Annotated in this window: 9 protein-coding genes; 6 read left to right on the top strand and 3 right to left on the bottom strand. The window is 73.6% G+C overall.

What is annotated here, in order from left to right; all coding sequences use genetic code 11:
• Nucleotides 1-36 precede the first annotated feature (36 nt).
• From dxs to ACQ1X7_RS12640, 6 genes are all read left to right on the top strand, one after another.
• Complete coding sequence (gene dxs, locus ACQ1X7_RS12665; protein WP_432478560.1) at nucleotides 37-1941, top strand: 1-deoxy-D-xylulose-5-phosphate synthase; 1905 nt, start codon at nucleotides 37-39, stop codon at nucleotides 1939-1941.
• A gap of 17 nt (nucleotides 1942-1958) precedes the next feature.
• The gene (locus tag ACQ1X7_RS12660) at nucleotides 1959-3185 is read left to right on the top strand and encodes a hypothetical protein (RefSeq protein ID WP_432478559.1); all 1227 of its coding nucleotides are present in this window, start codon (nucleotides 1959-1961) and stop codon (nucleotides 3183-3185) included.
• A 40-nt stretch (nucleotides 3186-3225) separates the two neighbouring features.
• Nucleotides 3226-4161 carry a proteasome assembly chaperone family protein gene (locus ACQ1X7_RS12655; RefSeq protein ID WP_432478558.1) on the top strand — a complete coding sequence of 312 codons (936 nt, stop codon included), beginning with the start codon at nucleotides 3226-3228 and terminating at the stop codon, nucleotides 4159-4161.
• 1 nt (nucleotide 4162) lies between these two features.
• Nucleotides 4163-5026 carry an acyl-CoA thioesterase gene (locus ACQ1X7_RS12650; protein ID WP_432478557.1) on the top strand — a complete coding sequence of 288 codons (864 nt, stop codon included), beginning with the start codon at nucleotides 4163-4165 and terminating at the stop codon, nucleotides 5024-5026.
• 102 nt (nucleotides 5027-5128) lie between these two features.
• Nucleotides 5129-6436 (top strand): peptidoglycan DD-metalloendopeptidase family protein, encoded by a 1308-nt coding sequence (locus ACQ1X7_RS12645; protein ID WP_432478556.1) that lies wholly within the window; start codon nucleotides 5129-5131, stop codon nucleotides 6434-6436.
• 2 nt (nucleotides 6437-6438) lie between these two features.
• Nucleotides 6439-7434 (top strand): NAD-dependent epimerase/dehydratase family protein, encoded by a 996-nt coding sequence (locus ACQ1X7_RS12640; RefSeq protein ID WP_432478555.1) that lies wholly within the window; start codon nucleotides 6439-6441, stop codon nucleotides 7432-7434.
• On the opposite strand, the gene ACQ1X7_RS12635 is transcribed toward ACQ1X7_RS12640, so the two are convergent.
• The 3 genes from ACQ1X7_RS12635 to ACQ1X7_RS12625 are packed head-to-tail and all read right to left on the bottom strand — an operon-like array spanning nucleotide 7435 to nucleotide 11536.
• Complete coding sequence (locus ACQ1X7_RS12635; RefSeq protein WP_432478554.1) at nucleotides 7435-9300, bottom strand: Xaa-Pro dipeptidyl-peptidase; 1866 nt, start codon at nucleotides 9298-9300, stop codon at nucleotides 7435-7437.
• Between the two features lie 35 nt (nucleotides 9301-9335).
• Nucleotides 9336-10208 (bottom strand): MaoC/PaaZ C-terminal domain-containing protein, encoded by an 873-nt coding sequence (locus ACQ1X7_RS12630; protein WP_432478553.1) that lies wholly within the window; start codon nucleotides 10206-10208, stop codon nucleotides 9336-9338.
• Complete coding sequence (locus tag ACQ1X7_RS12625; protein WP_432478552.1) at nucleotides 10205-11536, bottom strand: 3-oxoacyl-ACP reductase; 1332 nt, start codon at nucleotides 11534-11536, stop codon at nucleotides 10205-10207. The genes ACQ1X7_RS12630 and ACQ1X7_RS12625 overlap by 4 nt, the downstream gene beginning before the upstream one ends.
• Nucleotides 11537-11575: the final 39 nt, after the last annotated feature.

The raw sequence follows: 11575 nt of genomic DNA, 5'->3' as shown, positions 1-11575 counted from the left end.
GGCCATCGGGCCGCCCGGTCGATAGACTCGCCGGTCATGGGCCGCCTGGAGTCGATCACGTCGCCGCGCGACCTGCGCGACCTCTCGGCCGAACAGCTGGAGGAGCTCGCGAGCGAGATCCGCGACTTCCTCGTCGCGACCTGCGCGCCGCGGGGCGGCCACCTCGGGCCCAACCTCGGCGTGGTCGAGCTGACCATGGCCATCCACCGGGTCTTCGACTCACCGACCGACCGGGTGGTCTTCGACACCGGGCACCAGGCCTACGTCCACAAGCTGCTCACCGGCCGGATGGCCGGCTTCGACCGGCTGCGTCAGGAGGGCGGCGTCAGCGGCTACCCGAGCCAGGCGGAGTCGGTGCACGACATCGTCGAGAACTCCCACGCCTCGACCGCGCTGTCCTACGCCGACGGCCTCGCCAAGGCCTACTCCGTGCGCGGCGAGGGCCGGCACGTCGTGGCGGTGATCGGCGACGGTGCGCTCACCGGAGGCATGGCGTGGGAGGCGCTCAACAACATCGCGATCGCGCGCAACAGCCGGCTGGTCATCGTGGTCAACGACAACGGCCGCTCCTACACCCCGACCGTCGGCGGCCTGACCACCGCGCTGACCGGCCTCCGCACCAGCCCGCGCTACGAGCACGTGCTCGACGTGATCAAGAAGCGGCTCAACGCCGTCCGCGGCATCGGCCCGGCGACCTACGACGTCCTCCACGCGGTCAAGAAGGGCATGAAGGACGCGCTGGCCCCGCAGGGGCTCTTCGAGGACCTCGGCCTGAAGTACGTCGGCCCGGTCGACGGCCACGACCTCGTGGCGATGGAGCAGGTGCTGGCCAAGGCCAAGCGGTTCGACGGCCCGGTGATCGTCCACGCGCTCACCCGCAAGGGCTTCGGCTACGACGCCGCCGAGAAGCACGAGGCCGACCAGTTCCACTCGCCGGGTCCGTTCGACGTCGAGACCGGCGAGGAGGACCCGAAGGGCGCGATCTGGACCGACGTCTTCGCCGACGAGGTGGTCCGCATCGGCCGGCGGCGCCAGGACGTCGTCGCGATCACCGCCGCGATGATGCACCCGGTCGGCCTCGACCGCTTCCAGGCGCACTTCCCGGAGCGCACCTTCGACGTCGGCATCGCCGAGCAGCACGCCGCCACCAGCGCGGCCGGGCTCGCGATGGGCGGGCTGCACCCGGTCGTGGCGGTCTACGCGACCTTCCTCAACCGGGCCTTCGACCAGGTGCTCATGGACTGCGCGCTGCACAGGTGCGGGGTCACCTTCGTCCTCGACCGGGCGGGGGTCACCGGCGACGACGGCGCCAGCCACAACGGCATGTGGGACATGTCGGTGCTGCAGGTCGTCCCCGGGCTCCGGCTGGCGGCTCCGCGGGACGCCACCCGGCTGCGCGAGCTGCTCGGCGAGGCGGTCGAGGTCGACGACGCGCCGACCGTCGTACGGTTCCCCAAGGGGCCTCCGCCCGACGACATCCCGGCCGTCGACCGGGTCGGCGGGGTCGACGTCCTGCTCCGCAACGGCACCCGTGACGTGCTGGTGGTCGGCGTGGGTGCCATGGCCGAGACCGCGGTTGACGTGGGGGAGCGGCTGGTCGCGCAGGGCATCGGCGTGACCGTCGTCGACCCGCGCTGGGTCAAGCCGGTCGACCCCGCGCTGGTCGACCTGGCCCGTGACCACGACCTGGTCGTCCACCTCGAGGACAACGGCCGCGTCGGCGGGACCGGCGCCCGGCTGCTCCAGGAGCTCAACGACGCCGGCGTGACCACGCCGTTCCGGCTCCACGGGATCCCCCAGCAGTTCCTCGACCACGCCAAGCGCGCGGCGATCCTCGAGCGGATCGGGCTCGACGCCCAGAGCCTCGCCCGCGGCATCGTCGAGGACGTCACCGCCCTCGCGGGGTCACACCCCCCGCTCGACGTCGACCAGCCCCACTGACGACCGGGCCCGACGTCGTGCGCCGAGGAGGTCCCGGGGCGCTGTCCGCCTGCCTGGTCGCGGCCGCGCTGCTCGCGGGGTGCAGCGGCGAGCCGTCCTCGCCCGAGCAGCCGCCCCCGGAGTCGGCACCGACCGTCGCGTCCGAGCAGCAGGTCGAGCGGCTGCTGGACCGCCGGGCGCGGGCGATCCTGGCCGACCGACGCGCGGACTTCGTGGCCACGACCGTCCCCGGACCCGACCGGCGCCGCCAGCTGGTGGCGTTCGAGGCTCTCGGTGAGCTCCCGGTCGCCCGGGCGTCCTACGACATCACCTCGGTCGACGAGGTGTCCGGCCGCGGAGTGACCCGGGTGTCCGCGCAGCTGCTGGTCCGGCTCGAGGGCTTCGACCCGCGACCGGTCCCGGCCAGCCACGTCCTCGAGCTCCAGCACCACGAGGGCGGGTGGCGCGTGCTGCACGACCGCACGGCGCCGTCCCAGGTCGTCGCCGCGCCGTGGACGCTGGACGGCGCGCGGGTCCGGACCGGTGAGGGCGTCATCGTCGTGCTGGACCGGCGTTCTGCCGATCAGGGCGACCGGCTGCTCCGGTTGGCGGCAGCGGCCCGGGAGGCCACCGAGAGCTACGTGCCCTACCCGCGCCGCCAGGGCGTGGTGCTGCTCGCGCCCTCCACGACCGAGACGTTGCGCGACGACGGCTTCGGCTCCGACACCATCGATCGGCTCGGAGGCGTCGCGCGCGAGGTCGAGGACCGGCGCGGCGACGTGGTCGCCGACCGCGTGGTCCTGGTGCCGGCCATGCTGCGGCAGCCCGACGACGTGCTGCTCACGCTGATCCGGCACGAGTTCGCCCACGTCGCGATCGGCCAGCGCGACCGACGGATGCCCCTGTGGATCGTCGAGGGCCTGGCCGAGTGGGCGTCGTGGCGCGGTGACCCGTCGTTCAGCATCGCCACGTCCGCCGTGCGCGCGGCCGAGAGCGCCGAGGGGATCACCCGCATGCCGTCGGACGTCGACTTCCGCGACGAGGGGGCGGGCAGGGCCTACGGCGTCGCCTGGTTCGCGATGCGGTGGCTGGAGACGTTCCACGACCCGCGCGCTCCCTACACGCTGCTCGACCGGGTCGCCGCGGAGAAGGCGTTCCGGGACCGGGAGGTGTCCCGGCTCCTGGAGAGCGAGTACGGCGTGACCACCGACGAGCTCGCGCGGGAGTCCGGCGAGCTCATCGCCGACACCTTCGAGGCCTCGTGAGACGGCACCGTAGGCTCTCGGGCGTGCGTGAGGAGCAGTCGTGACCGAGCCGACCCTGGTCCACATCGTCGACGACGTGCCCGAGCTGGCGGGTCTCGACCGGCTCCCGATGGTGCTGGTGCTCGACGGCTTCCTCGATGCCGGCAACGCGGCCGCCCGGGCGGCCCAGCACCTGGTCGACCTCGCCGACAGCCGGGTGGTGGCGACCTTCGACGTCGACCAGTTCCACGACTACCGCGCACGACGGCCGCCGATGTCGTTCGTGCGCGACCACTACGCGGCCTACGACCCGCCCCGGCTGGTGGTCCGGCTGTGCCACGACACCGGAGGCACGCCGTACCTGTTGCTGCACGGACCGGAGCCGGACATCCGCTGGGAGGCGTTCTGCCGCGGGGTGCGGACCGTCGTCGAGAGGCTCGGGGTGCAGCGGGTGGTGTCGATGGGCTCGGTGCCGATGGCCGTTCCGCACACCCGGCCGATCGCGATCACCCAGCACGCCAACGACCCCGACCTGCTGACGGGTGAGAGCCGGTGGCGCGGTGAGCTGCGGATCCCTGCCAGCGCCCAGGCGCTGCTCGAGGTGCGGCTGGGGGAGTGGGGCCACCCCGCGATGGGCTTCGTCGCCCACATCCCCCACTACCTCGCCCAGCTCGACTACCCGGCCGCCTCGATCTCGCTGCTCGAGCACGTGGAGCGGGCCGCGTGGCTGACCGTCGACCTGTCGGGGCTGCGCGCCGAGGCCGACGACCGGGAGGCGGAGGTCAGCCGCTACCTCGCCGCCAACGAGGACGTCGCCGAGGTGGTGGCGGCCCTGGAGCAGCAGTACGACACCTTCGAGCGGGCCGAGGACACTGGCCGGGGGCTGCTCGCCACCGACCAGCCGCTGCCGACGGGTGACGAGATCGGCGCCCAGGTCGAGCAGTTCCTGGCGGGCCTCGACGGCCCCGACGCCGACGACGACGACGAGAGGGAGTGACGTGCCCGCATCGGCCGAGGAGCTCGTCGAGCTCCTGTCGCTGGAGGAGATCGACCGCAACCTGTTCCGCGGCCGGCAGCCGGACACCACGATGCAGCGGGTGTTCGGGGGCCAGGTCGCCGCGCAGGCGCTGATCGCCGCCTGCCGGACCGTCGACCCGAAGTACCACGCCCACTCCCTGCACTCCTACTTCCTGCGACCCGGCGACACCGCGGTGCCGATCGTGTACGACGTGGAGCAGCTGCGCGACGGCCGCTCCTTCGCCACCCGGCGCGTGGTCGCCCGCCAGCACGGCCGGGCCATCTTCTTCCTCACCGGGAGCTTCCAGATCGACGAGGGGGGCTTCGACCACCAGGACGCGATGCCGGAGACCCCCGGTCCCGACGACGGCGTCGCGCTCGCCGACCTGGTCCGGGCCCAGGGACGCGCCGAGGGCGACCGGTTCGCCCGCGAGTGGGCGGCGCTCGACGTCCGCTACGTCGGCATCAGCGGTCGCGGGCTCCCCGCGGATCCTGCCGAGCCGGCCCGGGCGCGGGTCTGGGTGCGCGTCAACGGCGAGCTCTCCGACGACCCGGTCCAGCAGCTGGCCGCGTTCACCTACGCCAGCGACCTCACCCTGCTGGGCGCGACCCTGGTCCCGCACGGCGTGACCATCGGGAGCCCCGGGCTGCAGCCCGCCTCGCTCGACCACGCGATGTGGTTCCACCGCCCGTTCCGCGCCGACGAGTGGTGGCTCTACGACCAGCACGCGCCGTCGGCCCAGGGTGCGCGCGGGCTGGCGCTGGCCCGGGTGTTCACCGAGGACGGCCGGCTGGTCTCGAGCGTCGCCCAGGAGGGCCTGATCCGGCAGGTCGACCCGTCCTGAACGGGTCGTTCACAACTACACGAGTGTAGTTCCGGGACAGCCCGCGTCGCGGCGCTCTACGGTGGTCGCGCCCTGTGACTCCTGAGCTCTGGTGAGGTTGCTGTGACCACTGTTGAACGGGCGCGAGCCGGCGTGGCCGGCCTGCTGGCGGCCGGCCTGGTCGCGCTGCCGGCCGTCACGGCGACCGCCGCCGACCCGACCCCGCTCGGCAGCAGCCCCCGGCTGGCTCCCGAGGTCTCGTCCGAGCCCCTGACCGGCAGGGCCGCGGCCGCCCGGGCCGCCGACGAGCCGACCACCCGCTTCCAGATGCCCTTCCCGTGCGGGCAGCGCTGGACCGGCAGCACCCGCGCCAGCCACAGCCCGAGCCGCTACTCGGTCGACTGGAACCGGGCCGACGACGAGGACGACCCGGTCGTCGCCAGTGCACCCGGGGTGGTCGTCCGGGCCGAGCGGTGGACCACGTCGTACGGCCACTGGGTGCGGATCGAGCACCCCAGCGGCGAGACCAGCATCTATGCCCACATGAACGCCGTGAACGTCGCCCTCGGGCAGAGCGTCGACCAGGGCACCCAGATCGGCACCGTCGGCAACACCGGCAACTCCTTCGGCGCGCACCTGCACTTCGAGGAGCGGACGGCCGCCGGCAGCGTCCGGTGGCCGTGGTTCGACGGCAGCTCCTTCACCTTCGGCACCACCCCCACCTCGCGCAACTGCGTCGACGTCCCGCTCGCCGGCAACTTCCTGCTGGACGGGCGCGCGGAGGTGGCGGTCTTCCGGCGCGGCACGCCTGCGAAGTTCCGGATCCGCCGACCCGACCGCGCACCCCGGGTGGTGGCGTTCGGGGCGGCCACCGACCAGCCCGTCGTGGGTGACTGGGACGGCGACGGCCGGACCGACCTCGGCGTCCGCACCCCCGCCACCCGGACCTTCCGGCTGCGGACCGCGGCCGGGGTCTCGTCGGTCGTCCTCGGCAAGCGGCGCGACCTCCCGATCGCCGGCGACTGGGACGGCGACGGCACCGCCGAGGTCGGCGTACGCCGGGCCACGTCGAACCGGTTCGTGCTGCGCGCCGCCGACGGCGGCACCCGCACCGTCCTGCTCGGCGACGTCGGCGACCTGCCGGTCACCGGCGACTGGGACGGCGACGGCGTGACCGACCTCGGCGTCTACGACCAGGGCTCGGCGACGTTCACGCTGCGCCTGGTCGACGAGGACGGCCTGACCTGGACCGCGACGGTGCCGTGGGGCAGGGCCGGCGACCTCCCGGTGGCCGGGGACTGGGACGCCAACGGTCGCACCGACGTCGGCGTCTGGAACCCGGTGACGGGCGTGTTCGCGCAGCGCCGGGCCGCCGCCCCGACCAGCACCCGCGCGACCACGTCGTCGGTCGACTTCGGCCGCCCGCGCTGACCATGAGGACCCTCGTGCTCGGCGGCACCCACCACGTCGGCCGCGCGGTCGTCGAGGCCGCGCTCGACCGCGGTCACGACGTCGTGACGCTCAACCGCGGCACCAGCGGGGTGGCCACGCCGGGCGTCGACGCGAGGGTCGCCGACCGGCTGGCGCGCGACGAGGTCGCGACCGCGCTGGGCGACGACACCTTCGACGCCGTCGTCGACACCTGGTCGTGGGCGCCGGCGGCGGTGCGCGACAGCGCCGCGCTGCTGTCGGGGCGGGCCGGCCACTACACCTACGTGTCGTCCCGCTCGGTCTACACCTGGCCGCCCGTCGCCGGCTCCGACGAGTCGGCACCGGTGGTCGACGGCGATGCCGACTCCACCGACGCGGTCGACTACGCGGCCGCCAAGCGCGGGGGAGAGCTCGCGGCCGTGGCGGAGTTCGACGGGCCGGTGGCACTGCTGCGCGCCGGCCTGATCCTGGGGCCGTACGAGATCGTGGGCCGGCTGCCGTTCTGGCTCGAGCGGATCGCCCGCGGCGGGCGGGTGCCCGCGCCGGGGCCGTCGGACCGGCCGCTGCAGCTGGTCGACGCCCGCGACGTGGCCGACTGGGTGGTCGACCAGCGGCCGGTGGGCACCTACAACACCGTGAGCCGCCCCGGGCAGACCACGATCGGTGAGCTGCTGTCGGAGTGCGTGCGCGTCACCGGCTCCGACGCCGAGCTGGTGTGGCTGTCTCCCGAGGTCGTGGAGGCGTCGGGCGTCGAGCCGTGGACCGAGCTGCCGATCTGGACGCCGCCGACCGGCGACCTGGCTCCGCTGCACGACTGCGACACCTCCCGGGCCCTCGCGGCCGGGCTGACCTGCCGTCCCGTGGCCGACACCGTCACCGCCACCTGGGGGTGGCTGCAGCGCGAGGGCGTCCGGGTCACCCGCGAGGACCGCCCGCCCACGGGCATGGACGTCGCTGCCGAGCAGCGCCTCTGGCGGGCGGCGGGCCTGTCCGACTGATCAGCGGAGCGCCCGGGACCCACCCACCACAGGCAGCGTCACCGAGCTGCGGGCGGGGTGGACGGTGATCTCGGTACCGGGGTCGGGCCGCACGGTGTACTGCTGGTCGGTCGAGACCACCACCAGGCCGATCCGGTGCCCGGCCGGGAAGACGTGGTCGTCGGGCTCCAGCTCCCACGCGAACGTGTACTCCCGACCCTGCTGGATCGGGGTGCTCCGGTCGACCCGGCGCCGGTTCTGGACGTCGGTCCAGCCGCGCGTCACCATGACCGGCGGCTCGGTGCTGCCGACCGGGCCGTAGTCGACGACGACGGCGGTCAGGTTCGCGGCGTACCGGTTGTCGACCGAGGCGCGCAGCGACACCTCGGGCGTGCCGGAGAGGTGGGCTGGGCGTCCGAGGGGCGCGGAGAGGTAGGCGAGCCGGTTCGGGTGGGCGGTGTCCGGCGACGGGAGCAGGTCGGCATCGGTGTTGAGCGCCCGGCCGTCGTCGACGAAGGACTGGCGGGGCCGCGGGCCGCCCGTCTGCGGCCGCGTCGTGAGGGTGCCGGGCTCCGCGGCCCGGGTGGCGCCGAGGTGGAGCGTCGCACGACGCGAGCCGGGCACCGGCCAGTCGGCGTACTGCTCGTAGGTGCCGTCGGGGCGCTGGACGTCGGCGCGTGGCTCCTGCATCACGCCGTTGCGGACTCCGAACAGCCAGTGCGTCATCCAGCGGTTGAGGGTCTCCTGGTAGTCGGTGGCGCCCTGCGGGCCGCCGTGGCCGTCCTTGTGCAGCCAGATCTTGCGCGGCACGCCGGCGTCGGCGAGCTCCTCCCACCAGGTGGCGAAGGCGCGCGGCATCACGTTGTAGTCCTCGAGGCCGTGGACCACGAAGACGCTGGCGCGGACGTCGTCCGCCTTCGGGAGGTAGTTGCGCTCGGCCCAGTAGGCGTTGTAGTCGCCCGTGACCCGGTCCTGCCGGGTCAGCATCTCCTCCACGACGTGCCGGCACTTCTCGACCCGGGTCGGCCCGTTGACGAAGTCGGCCAGGACGTCGAGGTCCTCGCCCAGGTAGGCGTTCTCACCGACACCGGACTCGTTGGAGTGCGGCGCCCGCACCAGGCCGTCGGCGCGGTAGTAGTCGTACCAGTTGGAGATGGCCGAGACCGGCACGATCGTGCGCAGCCCCTCGACGCCGGTGGTGGCGACCTGGTTGGGCAGGGTCCCGTTGTAGGAGACGCCGGTCATCCCGACGTCACCCGTCGTCCAGTCGGCCTCGACCGGGTTGCCGTCCTCGTCGTACGCCGCCGCGCGGCCGTTCAGCCAGTCGATGACCGCCCTGGTGCCGAGGGTCTCCTTCCTGTCGCCGACGGTGGCGCAGCCGTCGGAGAACCCGGTCCCGATGCTCTCGCCCAGCACCACCGCGTAGCCGCGGGGCACCCAGTAGTTGTCGAGGCCGCCGGGCAGGTCGGGCTTGCTGACCGGGTCGGCCGAGCTGGTGCCGAGCGAGCGGCGCGGCTGGATGCCCTCCTGGGGCATCCGCGCGAAGTCCACCTCGTGGTTGGTGCCGCCGCCGATGTTGGAGCGGTAGGGGCTGTGCTCGAACACCACCGGCACCTTGATGCCCTCGGTCTCGGTCTCCGCCGGGCGCGACAGGCGCACCCGCACCCGGTCGTTCCTGCCGTCGAGGTCGGAGTCGACGGTCGTCTGGACCCACAGGGTCTCCTCGACCGCGTCGGCGAGGTCGAACTGCGGCTGGCTCATGCCGTCCTCGACCTCGAGCCAGGGCGGCGGTGTCGGCCGGTCCCGGTCGCGAGGTGCGGCCTCGGCCGGCGCGAGCGCGACCAGGGCAAGAGCGGCGGTGATGACGAACGCGACCGGACGGCGCATGGTGGACCCTCCCCGAGTGAGTGACCCGGGTCACTCTAGGCCAGGGAGCGGCTCCGGCCCACCAGGTGAGGAGCGCCGTCCTTCGGTCGAGTGAGCGCGAAGGCCTGGTCACCCCCGGCGTCCGGGAGGGCCTCGTGGCCGAAGGCGACGGTCCCGGGCAGCAGCACCGGCTTCTTGAACGCGGCGTCGACGGTGACGGCGTCGGGCAGCCGGTTCTCGAGGGCGGCCACGCACCGGGCGAGGCTCCACATGCCGTGGGCGATCTGGCGCGGGAACCCCAAGGCCTTGGCGGTCACCGGGTAGAGGTGGATGGGGTTCCGGTCGCCCGAGACGGCGGCGTAGCGGCGCCCGAGGTCGCCCGGCAGCCGCCACTCCGTCGTCCCCTCGGGTGTCAGGTCGAACGTCATCCCCCCGGGCGCGGCGCCATCCCCCCGACCGCGGCGCAGGTACGTCGACGTCGACGCCCAGACCACCTCGTCCTCCGCGCGCACCTCGGCCACGAAGTCGACCAGGGTGCCCCTGGGGTGCGGCCGTGGGCCCGACACGCGGACGGACACGTCGACCGTCTCCCCGGGGTGGAGGGGCCGATGGCCGGTGATCGAGTTCTCGAGGTGGAGGGTGCCGATGGCGGGGTAGGGGAACCGGGGGCTGGTCAGCGCCTCCAGGTGCAGCGGGAACGCCAGCACGTGGGGGTACGTCAGCGGGACCGTGTCCTTCTCCGGGAACCCGCACACCCGGGCGTACGCCGCGGCGTGGGCGCGTTCGAGACGGACCCCGGACCGCGAGAACGACAGCGTGCTGGGATCGGCGGACGGGTCCTTGCGGATCCCCGGCAGCCGGTTGACGCCCGGGATCGAGGGGAGGGCCGCCCTCAGCAGCATGGGTACCCCGGAGGTCCGGTGGTTCATGCGCCCAGCATCATCTGGCCGCAGACCCGCACCACGTTGCCGTTGACGGCCGTGGACCCCGGGCTGGCGTACCAGGCGATGGTCTCGGCGACGTCGACGGGGAGCCCGCCCTGCGCCAGGGCGTTGAGCCGCTGGCCGACCTCACGGGTCGCGAACGGCACCTGCGCCGTCATCTGGGTGATGATGAAGCCCGGGGCCACCGCGTTGACGGTGATGCCGTTCCTCAGCTCGTCGCGCAGCGACTCCACCAGCCCGATCACCCCGGCCTTCGAGGCGGCGTAGTTGGTCTGCCCGACGTTCCCGGCGATGCCGGCGATCGAGGCGACGCCGATGATCGCGCCGTTGTCGTGGACCACGCTCTGGTCGAGCAGCTCGCGGGTGATCCGCTCCGGAGCGACGAGGTTGACGTCGAGGACCCGGTTCCAGCGGTCCTCGGACATGTTCGCGAGCTTCTTGTCCTGGGTGATGCCGGCGTTGTGGACCACGACGTCGACGCCGCCGTGCTTCTCGGTGAGGTGCCGGGCGATCCGCTGGGGGGCGTCCTTGGCGGTGATGTCGAGGGTGAGGTGGTCACCGTCGAGCTCGCGCATCAGCGCCTGCAGCTCGCTCGCCGCCTGGGGCACGTCGAGGCCGACCACGGTGGCGCCGTCGCGGTGGAGGACCCGGGCGATCTGCTCGCCGATGCCCCGGCTGGCACCGGTGACCAGCGCGACCCGGCCGGTCAGCGGCCGCTGCCAGTCGTCGACCTCGACCGCCTCGGTGGCGTGGGTCCCGACCCGCACCACCTGGCCCGAGACGTACGCCGACTTCGGCGACAGCAGGAAGGCCAACGTCGAGGCGACGGCCGCCTCGGCCTTCTCGGCCACGTAGACCAGCTGGACGGTGCCGCCCCGGCCGATCTCCTTGCCGAGCGAGCGGGTGAAGCCCTCGAGCGCGCGCTGGGCGACCCGCTCGGACCCCGCCACCTGCTCGGGCGGGGTGCCGAGCACCACGACCCGCGGGCAGGTCTCGAGGCTGCGCAGCAGCGGGGTGAAGAAGTCGCGGAGCGCGCCGAGCTGTCCCGCCCCGGTCAGGCCGGTCGCGTCGAACACGAGGCCGGCGTACTTCTGGGCGGCATCCGAGTCGGTGGTGGTGGCGACGCCCACCGAGTCCAGCAGGCCCGGGAGCGACTCGGCCAGCCGGCCGGTCCCGCCCACCACCACGGTCCCGTCGACGAGCGGGGCGCCCTCCTCGTACCGCCGCAGCGGCGTGGGGCTGGGCAGGCCGAGGTTCCTGACCAGCAGCTGGCCGATCGGCGTCTGCACGAAGCCCTGGTACTTGTCGCTCATGATCGGTATGTAACTCCCTGTGTCACTCAGCGTCCACAC

The organism is Nocardioides sp. GXQ0305, assembly GCF_050880345.1.
Lineage (GTDB): Bacteria > Actinomycetota > Actinomycetes > Propionibacteriales > Nocardioidaceae > Nocardioides.
The sequence above is the reverse complement of the archived record's forward strand: the minus strand, read 5'-3'. Positions and strand labels throughout refer to the sequence as shown.

Excerpts from the sequence above, each read along its gene's own strand:
- ACQ1X7_RS12635 (WP_432478554.1), bottom strand. The coding sequence starts at position 9,300 with ATGCGCCGTCCGGTCGCGTTCGTCATCACCGCCGCTCTTGCCCTGGTC.
- ACQ1X7_RS12640 (WP_432478555.1), top strand. The coding sequence starts at position 6,439 with ATGAGGACCCTCGTGCTCGGCGGCACCCACCACGTCGGCCGCGCGGTC.
- dxs (WP_432478560.1), top strand. The coding sequence starts at position 37 with ATGGGCCGCCTGGAGTCGATCACGTCGCCGCGCGACCTGCGCGACCTC.
- ACQ1X7_RS12630 (WP_432478553.1), bottom strand. The coding sequence starts at position 10,208 with ATGAACCACCGGACCTCCGGGGTACCCATGCTGCTGAGGGCGGCCCTC.
- ACQ1X7_RS12625 (WP_432478552.1), bottom strand. The coding sequence starts at position 11,536 with ATGAGCGACAAGTACCAGGGCTTCGTGCAGACGCCGATCGGCCAGCTG.